Source organism: Pseudomonas sp. BRG-100 (assembly GCF_000737955.1).
GTDB lineage: Bacteria > Pseudomonadota > Gammaproteobacteria > Pseudomonadales > Pseudomonadaceae > Aquipseudomonas > Aquipseudomonas synxantha_A.
Genome location: NZ_JPRX01000001.1, coordinates 5,522,215 through 5,540,675 on the forward strand (window position 1 = coordinate 5,522,215; position 18,461 = coordinate 5,540,675).

16 protein-coding genes are annotated in these 18,461 nt (G+C 60.8%); 9 read left to right on the forward strand and 7 right to left on the reverse strand.

Annotated elements, in window-relative coordinates; all coding sequences use genetic code 11:
• Nucleotides 1-8: 8 nt before the first annotated feature.
• Nucleotides 9-1,664: a lipid IV(A) 4-amino-4-deoxy-L-arabinosyltransferase gene (gene arnT / locus JH25_RS02960; RefSeq protein ID WP_032880403.1), complete on the reverse strand. Its 1,656-nt coding sequence runs from the start codon at nt 1,662-1,664 to the stop codon at nt 9-11.
• Between the two features lie 184 nt (nt 1,665-1,848).
• Nucleotides 1,849-2,529 (reverse strand): histidine phosphatase family protein, encoded by a 681-nt coding sequence (locus JH25_RS02955; protein ID WP_032880405.1) that lies wholly within the window; start codon nt 2,527-2,529, stop codon nt 1,849-1,851.
• A 273-nt stretch (nt 2,530-2,802) separates the two neighbouring features.
• Between JH25_RS02955 and JH25_RS02950 the strand changes: the two genes are divergently transcribed.
• The 6 genes from JH25_RS02950 to JH25_RS02925 all read left to right on the forward strand — a co-directional run bounded on the left by JH25_RS02950 (nt 2,803) and on the right by JH25_RS02925 (nt 10,104).
• Nucleotides 2,803-3,471, forward strand: a complete 669-nt coding sequence (locus JH25_RS02950; protein WP_032880406.1) for an ABC transporter ATP-binding protein — start codon at nt 2,803-2,805, stop codon at nt 3,469-3,471.
• A gap of 1 nt (nt 3,472) precedes the next feature.
• A complete protein-coding gene (locus JH25_RS02945; RefSeq protein WP_032880409.1) occupies nt 3,473-5,935 on the forward strand; it encodes an ABC transporter permease in 2,463 nt (820 codons plus the stop codon).
• A complete protein-coding gene (locus JH25_RS02940) occupies nt 5,925-6,992 on the forward strand; it encodes a lipocalin-like domain-containing protein (RefSeq protein ID WP_032880411.1) in 1,068 nt (355 codons plus the stop codon). The genes JH25_RS02945 and JH25_RS02940 overlap by 11 nt, the downstream gene beginning before the upstream one ends.
• 139 nt (nt 6,993-7,131) lie before the next feature.
• Entirely contained in the window at nt 7,132-8,127 is a 996-nt protein-coding gene (locus tag JH25_RS02935; RefSeq protein WP_032880414.1) for a hypothetical protein, read from the forward strand.
• A 2-nt stretch (nt 8,128-8,129) separates the two neighbouring features.
• Nucleotides 8,130-8,510 (forward strand): hypothetical protein, encoded by a 381-nt coding sequence (locus JH25_RS29145; RefSeq protein ID WP_032803630.1) that lies wholly within the window; start codon nt 8,130-8,132, stop codon nt 8,508-8,510.
• Between the two features lie 148 nt (nt 8,511-8,658).
• Entirely contained in the window at nt 8,659-10,104 is a 1,446-nt protein-coding gene (locus tag JH25_RS02925; RefSeq protein WP_032880416.1) for a hypothetical protein, read from the forward strand.
• A 5-nt stretch (nt 10,105-10,109) separates the two neighbouring features.
• Here the strand turns inward: JH25_RS02925 and JH25_RS02920 are convergent, their stop codons facing one another.
• Together JH25_RS02920 and JH25_RS02915 are read right to left on the reverse strand one after the other, a co-directional pair.
• Entirely contained in the window at nt 10,110-10,811 is a 702-nt protein-coding gene (locus JH25_RS02920; protein WP_032880418.1) for a sterol desaturase family protein, read from the reverse strand.
• Between the two features lie 555 nt (nt 10,812-11,366).
• Nucleotides 11,367-12,515: an aldose epimerase family protein gene (locus JH25_RS02915; protein ID WP_032880420.1), complete on the reverse strand. Its 1,149-nt coding sequence runs from the start codon at nt 12,513-12,515 to the stop codon at nt 11,367-11,369.
• Between the two features lie 137 nt (nt 12,516-12,652).
• On the opposite strand from JH25_RS02915, the gene JH25_RS02910 reads away from it, so the two are divergent.
• The gene (locus tag JH25_RS02910; protein ID WP_032880421.1) at nt 12,653-13,420 is read left to right on the forward strand and encodes an SDR family NAD(P)-dependent oxidoreductase; all 768 of its coding nucleotides are present in this window, start codon (nt 12,653-12,655) and stop codon (nt 13,418-13,420) included.
• A gap of 207 nt (nt 13,421-13,627) precedes the next feature.
• On the opposite strand, the gene JH25_RS02905 is transcribed toward JH25_RS02910, so the two are convergent.
• Entirely contained in the window at nt 13,628-14,224 is a 597-nt protein-coding gene (locus JH25_RS02905) for a glutathione S-transferase family protein (protein WP_032880423.1), read from the reverse strand.
• Between the two features lie 85 nt (nt 14,225-14,309).
• Nucleotides 14,310-15,296, reverse strand: coding sequence for an AraC family transcriptional regulator (locus JH25_RS02900; RefSeq protein ID WP_050549438.1), 987 nt, complete (start codon nt 15,294-15,296; stop codon nt 14,310-14,312).
• A gap of 65 nt (nt 15,297-15,361) precedes the next feature.
• On the opposite strand from JH25_RS02900, the gene JH25_RS02895 reads away from it, so the two are divergent.
• Both JH25_RS02895 and yghU read left to right on the forward strand, forming a co-directional pair.
• A complete protein-coding gene (locus tag JH25_RS02895) occupies nt 15,362-16,588 on the forward strand; it encodes an MFS transporter (RefSeq protein WP_032880424.1) in 1,227 nt (408 codons plus the stop codon).
• Between the two features lie 42 nt (nt 16,589-16,630).
• Complete coding sequence (gene yghU, locus JH25_RS02890) at nt 16,631-17,461, forward strand: glutathione-dependent disulfide-bond oxidoreductase (RefSeq protein ID WP_032880427.1); 831 nt, start codon at nt 16,631-16,633, stop codon at nt 17,459-17,461.
• Between the two features lie 60 nt (nt 17,462-17,521).
• On the opposite strand, the gene JH25_RS02885 is transcribed toward yghU, so the two are convergent.
• Nucleotides 17,522-18,448, reverse strand: a complete 927-nt coding sequence (locus tag JH25_RS02885; protein ID WP_032880429.1) for a sugar ABC transporter substrate-binding protein — start codon at nt 18,446-18,448, stop codon at nt 17,522-17,524.
• Nucleotides 18,449-18,461 lie beyond the last annotated feature (13 nt).

The window sequence follows — 18,461 nt, forward strand, 5'->3', positions numbered from 1 at the left end:
AAAGGCGATCAAGGTTGTTGGGGGTAAATCGTCAGTACCAGGTTGCCCTTGCGATAGCGCTTGCCGCCGGGCGGCAATTGCCCTTCTTCGCGGTGTTCGCTGGTGCTGCGGACCCGCATCAGCACGCCCACCGAACCTCGCTCGCGGGCTTCGGCCAACCAGGCTTGCACGTTGTCGAGTGTGACCTTGCGGTGCGCCGCTTCTTCGTAATGCAAGCCGTAGCGCAGCTCGCCCTCGGTGCCGTAAAACGCCACCTCTGGCTCACGCAGGCGCCATGACAATGCCGATGCCAGGCCCAGTTCGTTGCTCAGCAAAGCACGGGTGTGTTGCAGTTCGTCCAGGTGCTCAAGCACGAACTGGTCGGGCATTTCGTTATCCGCTATCAACTGCGGCATTCCCGCCGGCAGCAGGGCTACCAGCAAGCCAATGCCCAGCGCCGGCATCGCCCACAACGTCAGCGGGCGCACCGCTTGCAACAGGTTGGCGAGGATCCAGCCCAGCAGCACGATAAAAGCCAGGGACAGGCTGAACATCTCGGCGTGGCTGTTGCCGTACAGCGGGTCGGTGATTTGCAGGTAAATCAGCCCGACCATGGCCGCCATGCCGAGAACGAAATTGACCGCGCCGTTGATCACAATCGTACGTGCCTTGCCTTGCTTGATCAGGTCGATCAAGCCGTGGCCCATCAGCAGCGCCAGGGGCAGCAGGCAGGGCATGATGTAGGTCGGCAACTTGCCTTTGCTCAGGCTGAAAAAGCCCAGGGGCAGCAGCCACCACAGGGCGAGAAAGGCAATCGCCGGCTGGCGTTTTTCGTTCCAGGCCTTGCACAGGGTTGTCGGCAGCAATGCGGCCCACGGCAGACACGCCACGACCATGATCGGCAGGAAGAACCAGAACGGCCGCGCATGTTGCGCATTGTCGGAGGCGAAGCGGCGAATGTGTTCGTGCCAGAAGAAAAAGCGCCAGTAATCCGGTTCCCGCACATGGATCGCCAATGCCCACGGCAGGCAAACCAGTACCGCGACCATAATCGCCACCGGCCCGTAGCGCAGCAACTCACCGACGCGGCGCTGCCAGATCAGGTAAGGCACCGCGACCAATACCGGCAGCAGCCATGCCAGAAACCCCTTGGTCATGAACCCCATGCCGCACGCCAGCCCCAACAGGGCCCAGCAACCCAGACGCCCACGTAAGGTGGGGCTGTCGAGAGCAAACCACAGGGCGACCAGGCTCAGGTTGACCCACAAGGTAAATTGCGGATCAAGGTTGGAATACCCGGCTTGCCCGGCCACCAAGCCAAAGCTCATATAGAGCAGGGCGCAGGCGAAGCTTTTACGTGGGTCGTTCCACAGGCGCCGCGCGATCAGGTAGGCCAGCAGCACACTCAACGCCGTGGCCAGGACCGAGGCGATACGCACGCCGAACAGGTTTTCGCCAAACACCGCCTGGCCCAGGGCAATCAGCCAATAGCCCGCGGCGGGCTTTTCGAAATAACGCACGCCCATAAAGTGCGGCGCTACCCAATTGCCGCTCATCAGCATTTCCTGGCTGACCTGGGCATAACGGGTTTCATCCGGAATCCACAGGCCGTGAAAGCCCAGGGGCAGCAAGAAAAAAACGGCAAAGCCCAGGATTAACCAGGGCAGAGGGTTCAAGCGGGTCATGAGCACGTTGCTCCATGACGTTCAAACAGGTGCAAGAAGAGTATTGAATTAATCGGGCCGAGCATCGTGATGTTCACTGAATCAATGAGGGGGGGAACCTAACTAAGAGGCGCAACTGAACATGCCAGAACAGGGCTGTCGTTTTGCTGAACGTAATAGCTGCTGGATATGTAAATAAGTGTAATTAAAGTTGTTTAAGTACTGCGGCCCATTGCTGGATTCTCAGAGTGCCCATTGCCTCAAGTTTGCCGTTGGGCAATACCTTGACGAACAGTGCACTGCCATATTCGGCCGCTGCGGCATGGGGAAAGCCCAGGCTCGTCTGGAAGTCGCTCATGCAGGCGCTGTGGGTGATCAACATCAGGTTGCGACTCGGCTGTTTATGGCTGAGGATTTCCTCCGCCATGGCATCCCCGCAAATGGCGAGCGGGCCCGGGGACAGCTCGGTCTTGCCGAACATGAACAGCGAGGTTTGGGCAGTGCGCGTGGTCGGGCTGCTCAGCACGTCGGTGGCCTCCATGCCCAATGAATCAAAGGCTTTGCCCAGTTCGGTCGCGCGTTGCGTGCCCTGGATCGTGAGGCCGCTGGCAGGGCCGAAACAAGGATTTTTCGAGCGGTCGCAGCGTTCTTCATGACGCACCAGAACCACCAGGTCGCCCTGGCGCCAACTGGCGAGCACCCCGGAGGTGACCAGGCGATTGCCGACACCCAGGTCAAGCGGGGAAGAAGGCCACAACAGAAAACCTGTGAGCAGCAGGCCGATTACGCTGATGCCCAGCACAGGCAGGCGGTATTTTTTCAGGCGCTTCAACCTTGCCCATTTGGGTTTTGGATTGGCCAGGATCATGTCTGCCACGCTATTCACCCTCGGCCCTTTAGTTGTGCTTATAACCAGTGAAGTTAATGGGCGATCGCCCGTTGTGGAGCAGCAGCCTGTCACAGTGCTGCTGTCTTTTTGCTGAACATCCGCGTCGTAAAAAGTGTGAATATTAGTAACTAACAAGTTGCGAGTTATCACCGCTGGGAGCGCACTTTAAAGTGTCGAGGATGGGCAGGCGGTGAAATCCATGTGAAAAATTTGCGTGGGCATGTCCCTCAGCCGTTATTCTCGTTGGCAGTCCTTCAAATGAGCGTTCCTATGTTGCAGGTACAAGGGGTTATCAAACACTACGCCACTCCCCAAGGTCCGCTGGCCGTGCTGGCCGGTGTCGACCTGTACCTGGGGGCGCGCAGCAGTCTGGCGCTGATGGGCGAGTCGGGCAGTGGCAAAAGCACCTTGCTGCACCTGGTGGCCGGCCTGGATCGGGTCGACGGCGGCAGCATCCGCATTGGCGAGCAGCGCTTGGACCAGCTCAACGAAGGGCAACTGGCCCATTGGCGCCGTACCGAAATCGGCCTGGTGTTCCAGCAGTTCAACCTGATCGGCAGCTTGCGTGTGGAGGACAACCTGGCATTCCAGGCGCGCCTGGCGGGGCGCTTCGATCCGCATTGGCAGGCGCAGTTGGTGGAACGTCTGGGGCTGGGCGATTTGCTCAAGCGTTATCCGGAGCAACTGTCCGGCGGTCAGCAGCAGCGGGTGGCGGTAGGGAGGGCGCTGGCCTCGCGTCCGGGTTTGCTGTTGGCCGATGAGCCCACCGGCAACCTCGACGAAACCACCAGCGATGAGGTGCTGCAGTTGCTGTTGGATCTGCTGCAGGACAGCCCTACCAGCCTGTTGATGGTTACCCACAGCCCACGCCTGGCCGCACGCCTGGACCAGCAGGTGCTGCTGCACCATGGCCGTGTCGTACCGATGGACGCGCGCTGAGATGGCGGTGTTCTGCTGGGCGTTGCGTGCGTTGTTGAGCCACTGGCGCCGTCACCCGGTGCAATTTTTCAGCGTGCTGACCGGCCTGTGGCTGGCTACCGCATTATTGACGGGCGTGCAGGCGCTCAACAGCCAGGCACGGGACGGCTATGCGCGCGCCAGCCAATTGATCGGCGGCGAACCGCAGGCCAGCTTGAGCGCACCGGACGGCGCCGCCTTCCCCCAAGCGTTGTTTGCGCAATTGCGCCGCGCCGGGTGGCCGGTGTCACCGGTGGTGCAGGGGCGGGTGGTACTCAAGGGGCATGAGGAGCAGCGGCTGCAATTGATGGGCATTGAGCCGGTATCGTTACCTGGCAGCGGCAGCGTGGCCGGGCAGCGCTTGAGCCAGGCACAGATGCTGGCGTTTTTCCAGGCGCCGGGGCGTACCTGGGTTGCCGCGCAAACCTTGGAGGCGCTCGGTTTGCACGCGGGCGAACAACCGCTGACGGCCAGCGGGCAGCGCTTGCCGCCGTTGCAGGTTCAGCCGGACATGGCCCCCGGTATGCTGCTTACCGATATCGGTTTTGCCCAACCCGTGCTGAACATGCAGGGGCGGCTGTCGCGCTTGCTGCTGGACAACGCCTTCGCCGCCCGCCATCCCCAAGCGCCCGTCGGGTTGCAACTCAAGCAGGGCGAGGACAACAACCTCTCACGTCTCACCGAAAGCTTTCATCTGAACCTCGACGCCTTGGGCTTTTTGTCCTTCGTGGTCGGGTTGTTTATCGTGCACGCAGCCATCGGCCTGGCCCTGGAACAACGGCGGGGTCTGTTGCGCACTTTGCGTGCCTGCGGGGTCAGTGCGCGAATGCTGATCCTGAGCCTGGGTGTCGAACTGGGATTTCTGGCATTGCTGGGCGGTGTACTCGGGGTCGCCAGCGGTTACCTGCTGGCCAGCCTGTTGCTGCCGGACGTCGCCGCCAGCTTGCGCGGCCTGTACGGGGCCGAAGTGGCAGGTCAACTGAGCTTGAGCCCGGGGTGGTGGCTTGCAGGGCTGGGCTTGAGCCTGCTCGGCGCCTTGCTCGCAGGGGCCAGCAGCCTGTGGCGTGCGGCGCGTTTGCCGTTGCTGGCGCTGGCCAATGCACAAGCCTGGCATGAGGCCCACGGGCGCTGGTTGCGGCGCCAGGGTTGGGTGGCGGTTGCGGCGCTGCTCATTGCACTGCTGGCCCTGGAGTTGGGCAACAGCCTGGCCGCCGGATTCGTGCTGATGGCGGCCTTGCTGCTGGGCGCTGCACTGGGTTTGCCGGTGTTGCTCAATGCGCTGTTGAACGGCGTGCTGGGGCGCAGTCGTTCGGTACTGGGCCAGTGGTTCCTCGCCGACTGTCGCCAGCAACTGCCAGCCTTGAGCCTGGCACTCATGGCGCTGTTGCTGGCCCTGGCGGCCAATATTGGCGCAGGCTCCATGACCTCGGGTTTTCGCCAGACCTTCAACCACTGGCTGGAACAACGCCTGACCGCCGAGCTTTACCTCAACCCGCAAAATCCGGCTCAGGCGCAGCAACTGCACACATGGTTGGCACAGCAGCCGTTGGTGCAGGCGGTGCTGCCCAGCTGGCAGGTCGCGGTGCAGTTGCAAGGCTGGCCGGCGGAGCTGTTTGGTGTGGTCGACAACCCCACCTATCGTCAGCACTGGCCGTTGCTGGAGGCGACGAGCACACCCTGGGACCGCTTGCTGCAAGACGATAGCGTGATGCTCAGCGAGCAGTTGGCGCGGCGCTTGAACGTGCGCCTGGGCGACAGGGTTCAAGTCCCCACCCCGCAGGGCACATGGGCACCGGAAATCGTCGGAATCTACGCCGACTATGGCAACCCCAAGGGCCATCTGCTGGTCAACGCCAAGCACCTGTTGGCTCATTGGCCGACGCTGTCACCGGTGCGATTCAACCTGCGCGTGGCGCCCCAGGATGTGCAGCCGCTGGTGGGTGAAGTGCAGCGCGAGTTTGCCCTGGAAGACAGCCGTATCGTCGATCAACAACAACTCAAGGGGTGGTCCAGCCAGGTCTTCGAACGCACCTTCGCCGCCACTGCTGCGTTGAACAGTCTGACCCTGGGTGTGGCGGGCGTGGCATTGTTCATCAGCCTGCTGACCCAGAGCCAGAGTCGCCTCGGGCAACTTGCGCCGTTGTGGGCGCTGGGGGTGACACGCCGCCAACTGATGCTGCTCAACCTTGGCCAGACCTGGCTGCTGGCGGTACTGACGCTGGTCCTTGCGTTGCCGTTGGGGCTGTTGCTGGCGTGGTGCCTGGATGCGGTGATCAACGTCCAGGCGTTCGGCTGGCGCCTGCCGTTGCAGGTATTCCCCGGGCAGCTTGCACAGTTGATGGGGCTGGCGTTGCTTGCGACATTGCTAGCCTCGGCCTGGCCGCTATGGCAGCTCTACCGCAGCCGCCCGGCGGATTTGTTGAGGACCTTTGCAAATGAAGATTAAAGCGTTGGGGTGGGGGGTGTTGCTGCTGCTGTTGAGTGCCTGTGACAAGCCGCCTGCACCCGAGGAAAGCTTCGCCGGGCTGGGCAGCGATGCGGCGGAGTTTGCCCAAGTGGCCCCTGGTAAAGTCTTCAGCTTCCCCGAAGATCACGGCCCGCACCCAGGCTTTCGCATCGAATGGTGGTACGTCACCGCCAACCTCAAGGATGCCCAGGGCAATGTGTTCGGCGTGCAATGGACCTTGTTTCGCAACGCCGTGAATGCCGGGCCGATGCAGCAAGGCTGGCGCGACTCCACCATCTGGCTCGGCCACGCCGCCGTCACCAGCGCCACCCACCACTACGCCGCCGAACGCTTCGCCCGTGGTGGTGTCGGCCAGGCCGGAGCGCAAGCGTTGCCGTTCAACGCCTGGATCGACGACTGGAACTTCGCCACCCGCCCAGGCGCCACTAGCGCTCTGGCCGATATGCAACTCAAGGCCAGTGGCGGGCAATTCGCCTACGACCTGCAACTGACCTCCAGCCGCCCGTTGGTGCTGCAAGGCGACAACGGCTACAGCCGCAAATCCGACCAGGGCCAGGCGTCGTACTACTACAGCCAGCCGTTTTTCAACGCCACCGGCAGCATCAGTATCGACGGCCAGACGTACGAAGTCAGCGGCTCGGCCTGGCTCGACCGCGAATGGAGCAGCCAACCCCTGGCCGCCAGCCAGACCGGCTGGGACTGGTTCTCCCTGCACCTGGACCGGGGCGCGCAACTGATGCTCTTTCGCGTGCGAGACAAAGACGGCGGCGGGTACCTCACCGGAACCTGGATCGACGCCCAGGGCCGCACCGAGACCCTGCACAACGCAGATATTCAACTGGCGCCGCTGACCAGAACCGAGATTGACGGGCGCAGCATTCCCACGCGCTGGTCGCTGAAGATCCCCGGCAAACACCTGGACATCACCACCGAGGCGGTCAATCCGAATGCGTGGATGAACCTGGGGATTCCCTACTGGGAAGGGCCGGTGAAGTTCGAGGGTGGGGTGGGGTATTTGGAGATGACGGGGTATTAGGGCGTCTTCCGTAGGCGCTTATCTTTTGCTGTGTAGGCAACTTCCCAAACGTATTGTTTGACCCCCGCCTGCTTGTGTCCGGGCTGTAGGCGCTTGCTTATATTTCGATGCCATCTTCATGGCATTCGAGATGTAAGGCATGGCGCAGGCATACCTCAACGACCGCACCACGGACTACCTCAGTTTGAAGTCCAGGCTAATGGGTGGGGCGTTGAATCGGCAGCGCTCTGATCATTTCGATGTGTTGAATCGGCACCTGCGCCATAAGCTGGTGACGCCAGGACAGTTGGTGATTATTCCTGATAATTACAGCGTAACTTGCAGTGCCGAAGAAGCCTGGTTGATGCGCTATGCCGAGGAAATTCACCGAGGACTGGCACTGGATGCGTCGGCTGGGCCAGCAGTGATCAATGACTATGACCTGCTGCAGAGCCTGTTGGGGTATGGCTCGATAGGCGTGGGGGGTGCGACATCTGCGTGGGGGCGACATCTGGATGAGGTGGTGCTTACGCTCGAGTCGATTGAACAGTTACATCAGCGGTTGAAAGGGGGTGGCTTGGACCGGGTTGAGTTTGTTCGACAACGGCAGATGCTGTTCGGGAACCTGGATAGGCAACTGCAAGGTGCAGCGCGGTTTGGGACAGGGCTGAGGGGGAATCAGTCATTGAAAAAGGTGCTTGGCGTTTCAACCAAGAGCTACCTGCATAAAGGCGAAATAGCAGGGTATGCACAGCGGATCGGGGCAGTTGCGCAGGCTTCGAAATGGCTGGGGAATGGGACTTATGTGGGGCTGGCTATGGATGTAGGCGTGGCGGGTTTGGAAATCAGGGAGGCGTGTGTGGTGGGAAGGGAGGTGCAATGCAAAAGAGCGAAATATGTGGAGACGGGGAGGTTGATGGCTGGAGTATTAGGCGCTGCTCTTGTGGGCAAGCCTGCTGCAAATATTGCTCGCAGTGCATGCCGGATTGCATTAGGTATTTCACTGAAAGGCAACGGTGAACTGGCGTGTGGAATTATCGGAGGGGCTGTTGGCGGGTCTGCGGGAGGCTCTTTTTTTGGTGAGGGTGGTGCGTTTGTAGGCGGAAGAGTCATGGAAATCGACGGCGATCTGATATTCCAACCCGAGGGGACATAACGATGTCCCCTTTTCTTGTATATACCATTGTGTGGCTCGCTGGGTCGGGTGTCGTCTTGGGACTGATAGTGTTTGCTGAATACGCAAAGCTGGATGAGCTGGAAAGTTACTTCAGTGAGAACGAGAAGGTTCGTCTACATAAGCGTTTCTGGAAAAGAAATCGGATGATCGACAGGTATCATCGCATGAGCCTGATGGTCGATATCCTGTCAGGGCCTAAGGCTTATCTCAAAGCCGGCCTTGTGACCGAAGCTGAGCTGGCATCTGTTCCCTTGACGCTGAGGCGCTGGGCTTTGTGGCCGTATCGCCTCGCGAGTATTTGTATCATCCAAATGGTTGTATGGGAGGTTTGGCGCAGGTGGTGCGATATCCCAATTCCATAGAAGGAGGGCTCACTCGCGTAACAAGCCAGGAGCACATATTTTGTTAAAATACTGTACATAAATACAGTATTGTCCTACAGTCCATCCCAGGTGACCGGATGTCACCGGTCACCTGAGCTTCAATTTTTTAACTATGGATGGATAAAAAATGAAATCGAAAAAAGCCCTTATGCTAGGCGCGGCCATGATGGCCTCCTGCTTTGTTTCGGCCTTTGCCCTGGCCGAGCAAACCCCTCCCAAGCTCAGTGCGCAGACGGTCAAGCAGGCCGTGGACAAAGCGTTGAAACAAGGTGGCACAGTAGAGAAGGCCATTGTCTCGGACGCACTCAAGCAAAAGCTCGATGCAGCCAAGGCCGGCAAGCCCAAGGTGTCAGCCGGCAAGGCAATTGCCAGTAATGCGGTGGTTGATGCCAAGGTAGGCGAGTTGGTAAAGCCCGATCAGGCGAAACTCAAGGAAGCGGCGGTTGCTGCCTTCACTCCGCTGTTTCCAACTCTGGATATCAACACCCTTTACACGCTGACCGGGGTGGAGACCGGCGCGCAGATCGCCTACCACTTCAACCTGCCGAAGAATGCGCGAATTCAGGTGCAGTTGTTGAACCAGAGTGTCGGCACCGACATGTCGCTGACCCTGTTCCACGATGACGGGCAGGGTAATCTGACCCCGTTGGGCACGTCTGATAACGCCGGCAATGCCGATGAGTACCTCAACGGTGTATTGCCGGCCGGTGACTACTACTGGTTCATGGTGGCCAATGCCGCGAGCAACTCGCAGTTCAGCTTCGGCGTGGCGGTAGACAGCAACATTGATGCCTACGAGCCCAACGATACCGAGCAAACCGCATTTGCCCTGCCGGATGCGCTGAATCAGGTGACCGGTAACCTCGACAGCGTCAATGATGTGGATTACTTCTCCTTCACGTCGCTGCGTGGCCAGGGTGTCGGCATGTTCCTGGGTGATGATGGTGCGGGTACGCGCAACCAGTGGATCTTCGAGCGTTTCGACGGTAATAACTGGGTAGTGATTCAGCCGGATTCCACCTCCACCTATCCGAACCTGACGCCGGGCTACACGGTCAAGGTACGTGTGCGGGCGAACCCGGCGGTGGCGTTGAACCCTCAGGCGCAGTACAAGTTGACCCTGGGTTCGGCGCCTCGCTTGAACCAGCACAACGTGAACGGCGATAACGTAGTGCGCATTCCCAGCTCGATCTTCCAGCTGGCCACCCAGGCAGCCCGCAATCTGAGCTGGAGCACCCAATGGTCGGACAGCACCGGTGAGCCATTGCGCGGGGTCACCCCAGTGCTGCGGGTCGACAAGCACTTTGGTGCAACTTACAACTGGGTCAACTATGAGGCCAAGACCGGCATCACGGGTGCAGCTTCGGGCAATGTCGCCTTGGGCACTTGCTCCGGCGACTATAAAGTGCGGTACCCGGACAGCGCGTCGGGCCAGACCTACAATTGGGAAACCTGGTTCAACGAAGGTGGCTGGCGCATCGAGCTCAAGGAGTTTCCGGGCGTGGGCGTAGGCGGCAATATCACCCAATACGTCAGCCTGGGCCACATCTGCAGCCAGACTATCGTGCGCTGAGTGATCTAGGAGTGTGAAGCAGGGGGCAGTCCATTTGGGCTGCCCCCTTTTTTTGTGGTCGGCTCCCAATGCAGCGTGCCAAACAGGTAATCCATCAACGGCAACACGATATTGAAATTGCGCCCCTGCATCAGCTCGCGACGGTGATGCAGGGCGTGCAGGCGATGCATTTGGCGAATCCACGGCAGGCGCGCCACCGGGTGTTCAGCGGGCAAGTGTTCGCAGGCGTGGAACACCTCGTAGAGCAGGTAGCCGAGGATCATGCACCCGGCAAACAACCCCGCCACGTTGGGGTTCAGTTGCTTGAGCAGCCACCAGCCGGGAAGGGTGATGGCCAGGCTGTGCAGTACGATCAGCCAGGCGGGGAACAGGATGACGCGCCAGTCACGCGGGCTGTCGTAGGTCATGTGGCCGGGCGTGAAGAAACTGTGGTGATCGCCGGTGTGGCGCGCGTAGAACAGCCGGGCGAATGAGTGTTTGTGATGGCCGAGGTGACGGTGCACGAGGTAGATGCACAGGTTGAAGAACACCAGCGTCAAGGGCACCGTCAGCCACTGCAGGGCGGTGATCTGTGCGGTGGAGGACCAGGCCAGGGTGATACAGGTGATGCCGTAGCCGAGGACGAACGCGGCGTGTAGCCAGGGGTTGTAATGGCGACTCACGTTGGCGCGGTAGCGGCTGCGGAACGTTTCGGTGAGATGGGGCATGGCGGGCTGCTCGCTGTTTTTGTTCGAGATTGAGCTTAGTGGGTGGGGAGGAATGTGCGAGCTTTTACTGGGGGCATGGGTATTTACACAACTTTGGCGTTACGCCGGACCTGTGGGAGGGGGTTTGCTCCCGATGGCGGCCTCGGGGCCGACCAGGATGCTGGATCAGACCGAGTACATATCCGTTATTTGGGTAACGGCTGATATTGGTTCCGCTTTTACAGCGGGTCACTTTGGAAAAAAGAGCCCCAAAGTAACCAAAGGGCTCTTGCCCCACCACTCGGCACCTCGCCCAGGCTCGGTGTGCCCGTAATCCGCCATGGATTTGGGGGGCCGCCGCCACGCGCCATCCATGGCGCGGGGCGGCTAAACCGGCATCCCTGCCGGTTTACCCCCCAAATCCCTGTCGAATTCCGGCCAGCGTGGTTTAACGGGGCGCCTGAGATCAAAAGCAGATCAAGATCAAGAGCGGCTCGCTTCGCATCGTGGTTACCGTCGGTTGCTATCAAGTTGTGCAGATACCTATGCTCATCGGGGTGTAGCCCTCCCACAGTTTTAATCGGCGGTGAACTTGAAAATGGTGTTCTGGATATAGGTTTGCCCTGGATTCAAGCGAGTTGAGGCAAAGCCGGGTTGGTTAGGCGCATCCGGAAAATGCTGGGTCTCCAGGGTAAACCCGCTCCAGTGCTGGTACGTCTTGCCACCTTTGCCCTTCACCGAACCATCCAGGAAGTTGCTGGTGTAGAACTGCACCCCAGGCTCACTGGTGTAAAGCTGCAAGCGCCGCCCCGACTCAGGGTCATGCACCTGGGCAGCAAGCTGCTTCACATCACCTTTGGTATCCAAGGCCCAGTTAAAGTCGAACCCGCCTTGTTTCGGCTCGGCAAATTTGAGCTGCGGATGGTCCGCCTTGATGTGCTGGCCAATAGGCGTGGGCTTGAGGAAGTCCATCGGTGTGCCCTTGACCGGAGCCAGCTCACCGGTGGGGATCAAGGTGGCATTCACCGGCGTGTAGTGGCTGGCGTGCAAGGTGGCGACCTGCTTGAGAATGTCGCCGTTACCCGCGCCGGCGAGGTTGAAGTAGCTGTGATTGGTGAGGTTGAGTACCGTCGGTTTGTCGGTGGTGGCCTTGTAGTCGATGTGCAGTTCGTTCTTGTCGTTGAGGCGGTAAGTGACTTCGGTCTTCAGGTTGCCGGGGAAACCCATTTCACCGTCCTTGGACAGGTAGGTGAGGGTGACGCCCACCGAATCCTTGTCCTTGACGGGCTCGGCGTGCCACACCTGTTTGTCGAAGCCCTGGGCGCCGCCATGCAGCGAGTTGGGGCCGTCGTTGAGCGGCACCTGGTAGCGTTTGCCGTCGAGTTCAAAGGCACCGCCGGCCAGGCGGTTGCCGAAGCGGCCTATGGTTGCGCCGAAAAATGCAGTACCGCCTTGATAGCCTTGCACGTCATCGAAGCCCAGCACTACGTCGTCGAGCTTGCCGTTTTTGTCAGGCACCTTCAGCGACTGCAATACGCCGCCGTAGGTAATTACCGTGGCTTGCATGCCATGGCTGTTGCGCAGCACGTACTGTTCGACGGCGGTGCCGTCATTGGTTTTACCGAAAGGCTTGTGCTCGCTGGTAAGGCCGGCGGCGTGAGCGCCGCCGCTGGCGATCAGCATGGACAGCGCCAGACCGGACAACAGGTATCGAGGGTGCTTCATGTCGAACTTCCTTTTGTTGTTTTTGGGTTGAATAGTTCTACTAATGTGAGATATTTCACCGGTTATCCAGCAGATTTATAGCCTTTAACGCCGATTTCGTAAAATAAAATAAGACTAATTGATCGAGGCACTACGTTATGAGTACTGAACACGCCATTTATCCCGACCTCAAGGGCAAGAGCGTATTGATCTCCGGCGGGGCGTCAGGGATTGGCGAATTCATGGTGCGGGCCTTTGCCGCCCAGGGTGCCAAAGTGGCGTTTGTGGATCGCGCGCAAAGCCAGGGTGAACGCTTGGCGGCGCTGCTGAACTCTAAGGGCCACACCGTCGAGTTCGAGTGCTGCGATATCACCGATGAGATTGGCTACGGTGCGGCAATCCGGCGCTTCGAGCATTCCCTCGGGCCGATCACGGTGCTGGTCAACAATGCGGCAAATGATGTGCGCCACAGCCTGGAAGAAATCGACTCGCAAATGTTTGACCGGTTGATCGCTGTCAACCTCAAGCACGCCTTCTTTGCCGCAAAGGCGGTGGTGCCAATGATGAAAGAGGCGGGTGGCGGCTCGATCATCAACCTGGGCTCGGTCGGCTGGATGATGGCGTCTGCCGGCTACCCGGTGTACGCCGCCAGCAAGGCCGCCGCCCACGGCATGACCCGAGGCCTGGCGCGGGAGCTGGGGCCGAGCCATATCCGCGTCAACACACTGGTGCCGGGCTGGGTGATGACGGAAAAACAATTGGCCATGTGGGTGGATGATGCGGCTCGGGAGTTGATCGCCCGTAGCCAGTGCCTGCCTGGCAGTGTGATGCCGGAACACATCGCCAATATGGCCCTGTTTCTGGCCTCGGATGCCTCGGCGATGTGTTCGGCGCAAAACTTTATCGTTGACGGCGGCTGGGTGTAGAAACGCGGTTCCAAAAAATTGTGAAGATCGCGAGTGGGAGGGGGCTTGCCCCCGATAGCGGTGGGTCAACCCACATCAATGTTCGCTGGGCCGACGTCATCGCAGGCAAGCCAGCTCCCACATTTAGATCCTGGGTGTCAGGTAGAGAGGCGCCGGCTGTCAGGCCGTCACGGGGGCAAGCCCCCTCCCACATATGAACTGCGATGCTTAGGCGATTGGGTAGCGTTTGAACGCCGGGTGCTGTTCCAGGCGTTCAGCATGGCGCTTCAGGTTGGGGAACGCATCCGCCTTCACCACCGACGCCACGGTGAACTGGCTGAACGACCAGGCGACCGCTGCTGTAATGGATGCCTGGGTCAGCGCTTCACTGTCTGCCAGTTGCTTGTCCAGCAGGGCATAGGCCGCCAGCAATTGCCCACTGACGCGTTCGATCCACGGTGCATGTAACTTTTCGGCTGGGCGCAGGTTGTGTTCATAGACGATCTGCACACTCTTTTCACAGGCGGCAAGGGCCAGTCCGAGCAGTTGCAGGTCGTGGGCGCGTGCTGCCGGTTGTTGGGGCAGCAGCTTCTTGTCAGCCGGCGCCAGTGCTTCCAGGTAATCGAGGATCAGGCTCGAATCCATCAGCACCGTCCCGTCGTCCAACACCAGGGAGGGGGCTTTGACCACGGGGTTGATCTGGGCAAATTGCGCGTAGGTGCTGAACACCGACAGCGGTTCATGCACAAACTCCACCCCATACAAGTCCAGGGAAATCGCCACGCGGCGTACGTAAGGCGAGTCCAGCATTCCGACCAGTTTCATGCAGCCTCCATTGCTTTCGCGGTGTGATTGGCTGACGAGATTAAGGCTTCATGATCAGGGTGCGCAATGCTTGAAGGGACGGTCGCTACATTGAACTGCGGGCCGCCCCGGGCGGTTGCCCGGTGATGCGCTTGAACGCACGGCTGAACGCCGCCTGGGAGGTGTAGCCGAGGCGTTGCGCGACGGTTTCGATGGGCATGCGCTCCAGGCTCAGCCACTGCGTGGCCAGGCGCATGCGCAGTTCCGTAGCGTAGCGCAACGGCGGTATGCCGAGGATGGCCTGGAAGCGATCGGCAAATACCGAGCGCGAGGTATGGCACTGCGCGGCCAGTTCCGCCACGCTCCAGTCGCGGCCCGGTTGCTGGTGTAGGGCGAGGAGGGCGCGGGCCAGGCGTGGGTCGCGTAGCGCCGCCACCAGGCCCGAGGCGTTGCCACAGGCGCATTCGACCCAGCCGCGTACGATCATCGCCGCCACCACATCGGCCAGGCGCGCGAGGATGCCGGCAAAGCCGATGCGGGCCGTGGAGACTTCCCGTTCCATCACCGCCAGGATCGGCATCAGGCCGGGGTAACGCTGGCCCCCTGCATTGATCAGCATCAGCGCCGGCATCAGGTTGCCGAGCCCCTGGATACTGCCAAGTTCGAACTCCATGCAGGCACTGAACAGCAAGGTGCTGGGCGTCGCATTAGGGGAGGCATCCACGGCGCAGACCGCATCCCCCAACGGTGCACTGTCGAAATCGCCGATATCGTGCACACCGGCGCTCGCATCGGATAACAGTGCATGCGCGCCACCATGGGCAATGAATACCGCATTGCCCGCCGACAGCTCGAAAAGGTTGCCGTCCTCGCCGCGCAAGGTCGCATGGCCGGCCGCGAGAAAGTGGAAATAGGCGTGGCCGGGCTTGGCGTCAAAGCCCATGCCGAAGCTCGGCCCGGCCTGGATGCGGCGGTACTGCACGCCCCGCAGGCGCATGCCGCGCAGCAGCTCATTGATCAGGTCGGAAGACAGGGTAAAAGCATGCGCGGCAGTCATGTTCGGGGTTTCGGTCAAAAACTCAAGGGTTTGCATCATAGATCATCCTGGCGGGCAAACCTAGACTGGCCGCCTTGCCAATGATCCGAGGATGACCTGTGATGAATGACAATGCAGCCCAAGCCCCTGCCGGGATTGTGACGGAGCCGGCCTGGCTGGCGGTGTTTTCTTTGGCGATGGGGGTGTTCGGCTTGCTGACGGCGGAGTACCTGCCGGCCAGTTTGTTGACCCCCATGGCCTTGGACCTGGGTGTCTCGGAGGCGCTGGCCGGCCAGGCCGTGACGGTGACGGCAGTGGTGGCGTTGTTTGCCGGTTTGCTGGTGCCCGGCCTGACCCGAAGCATCGACCGGCGCGTGGTGCTGCTGGGGTTCTCCACGCTGATGATCGCCTCCAACCTGCTGGTGGCGTTGTCTTCCAGCCTGACCGTACTGCTGTTGATGCGCATCCTGCTGGGCATCGCCCTGGGCGGTTTCTGGAGCATGGCGGCGGCGGTGGCCATGCGTCTGGTGCCGGCGGCTTCCCTGCCACGGGCGCTGTCGATCATCTTCAGCGGGATTGCGGCGGGCACCGTGGTCGCCGTGCCGCTGGGCAGCTACTTGGGTGGCCTGTACGGCTGGCGCAGTGCGTTTATCGCGGCGGCTGCCGTGGGTGCGGTGACCCTGGCGTTCCAGGCGTTCACCCTGCCGCGCCTGGTGCCCAATGGTACCGCGCGCCTGCGTACCGTGCTGGAAGTGCTGCTGCGCCCGGGTATCGCCATGGGCATGTTCGGTTGCGTGCTGGTACATACCGCGCATTTCGCATTGTTCACCTATATTCGCCCGTTCCTGGAAAGCACCACCGGCGTCGATACCCAAGGGCTGGCCCTGATGCTGCTGGGTTTTGGCGTGGCGAATTTCGTCGGCACCTTGCTCGCCGGTTGGCTGCTGGTGCGCCACCCGCGTGGGACGTTGGTGTTGATGCCGGTGCTGGTAGGCATTGCGGCGCTGGCCCTGGTCTGGCTGCCGGTGTCATTGCCGGGCCAGGCGTTGCTCCTGGCGCTGTGGGGCATGGCGTTCGGCGGTGTACCGGTGGCATGGTCCAATTGGGTCGCCCGTGCCGTGCCGGACCAGGCCGAAAGTGCCGGCGGCATGGTGGTCGCTTCGGTGCAGTCGGCGATTGCCGCAGGGGCTGCCGGTGGCGGGTTGATGTTCAGCGTCAGCGGCATTGGTGGGGTATTTGTGGGTGCGGGTGTATTGATGTTGCTCGCGGCCTTGCTTATCGCCCTGCGCGTACAGGTGCCTCGACAAGATCGGGATGCCGGTGTGACGCATCACCCGTCTTTGGTTTAGTCTGGAACGCTTCGTTGATCACAATCCCTGAGGAGCAGTGGCATGGCTGATTATGTACCCCCAAAGGTCTGGACCTGGGACACCGAGAGCGGCGGCACCTTCGCCAGTATCAACCGGCCCATCGCGGGTGCTACCCACGATAAAGAGCTGCCGATCGGCAAGCATCCGCTGCAGCTGTATTCCCTGGCCACGCCCAACGGGCAGAAGGTCACGATCCTGCTTGAAGAGTTGCTGGCCCTCGGGCACACCGGCGCCGAGTACGACGCCTGGCTGATCAAGATCGGTGACGGCGACCAGTTCGGCAGTGGCTTTGTGGGGGTAAACCCGAACTCGAAGATTCCGGCGCTGATGGACCACAGTGGTGCCACGCCGATTCGGGTGTTCGAGTCCGGCGCGATCCTGCAATACCTGGCCGAGAAATTCGGCGCGTTCTTGCCCAGCGAGCCTGCGGCCCGGGCTGAATGCCTGTCATGGTTGTTCTGGCAGATGGGCAGCGCGCCCTACCTGGGGGGTGGCTTCGGGCATTTCTATGCCTATGCGCCGAGCAAGATGGAGTACCCGATCAACCGTTTTGCCATGGAAGCCAAGCGCCAACTGGATGTGCTGGACAAGCGCCTGGCGGTGAGCGAGTACATCGCCGGCGATGAGTACACCATTGCCGATATCGCCATCTGGCCCTGGTACGGCGGGCTGGTCAAGGGCCGCTTGTATGGCGATTCGGCGGAGTTTCTCTCGGTGCATGAATACAAGCACGTGCAGCGCTGGGCCGACGCGATTGACGCACGGCCGGCGGTGCAGCGCGGGCGACGGGTGAACAGGGTGTCGGGTGAGGAGCAGTTGCCCGAACGGCATGACGCGAGTGACCTGGACTGATTCAGAGCCAGTGTGGGAGGGGGCTTGCTCCCTCCCACACTGGCTCTCCTTGTCTTCGGTTTATTTGTAGCGCTGTTCGAACACCGCCACCTGCTCAGGCGTGATCAGTTCAAACGGCACCCACACTTCGGCTTCAATCGGTTCGCCCTTGATCATCTTGATCGCCGCTCGAACCGCCTGGGTCGCCTGGGCCTTGGGGTCCTGGAACACTGACGCAGCAAGCAGCCCACGCTTGATGGCCGCCAAACCATCGGGCAAACCGTCGATGCCGACGATCGCAATCTGGCCCTTGGCCTTGCCCGCTTGCTGCAATGCCATGGCCGCACCGATTGCCATTTCATCGTTGTTGGCCACGATCGCATCAAACTGCGTGCCTGCCAGCAGCCAGTTGCTGGTCAGGTCCATGCCTTTGTTGCGTTGCCACTCGGCGCTTTGCTGCTCGACGATCTTGATACCGGGAAAGTCCTTGAGCACCTGCCTGGCGCCCTCGGTGCGGTCGTGGGTGGCGTTCTGCGCAAGGTCGCCCATGATGATCGCCACGTTGCCCTGGCCGCCGAGTTTTTCCGCGAGGTAGCGCATCTGCAATTGCCCAGCCTCGATGTCGTTGGACGCCACCGTAACCACGCCCTTTGGCAGCGTGCGTTCATCCGGGTGGCGGTTGCCGTACACCAGTGGCGTCTTGGCCGCCACGGCGGCGCGGGTGATGTTGGCAGTGGCAGCCGTGTCGACCGGCAGCACGATCACCGCATCGACTTTCTGGTTGAGAAAACCTTCGACCTGGTTGAGCTGGCGCACGACATCGCCCTGGGCGTCTTCGAACTGGATCTGCACGTCCTGCTGTTTCGCCGCGGCCTCAAGGCCGCTACGTACATAGGTCATGAAGTTATCGTCGACCCGGGCAATGCTCACGCCAATGCGGTACGCGGCGAAAGTCCATTGGCTGAACAGCACCAGCAGCGCGGCCACTAGCAATGAATAACGATGCATAAGGGTGTTCCTT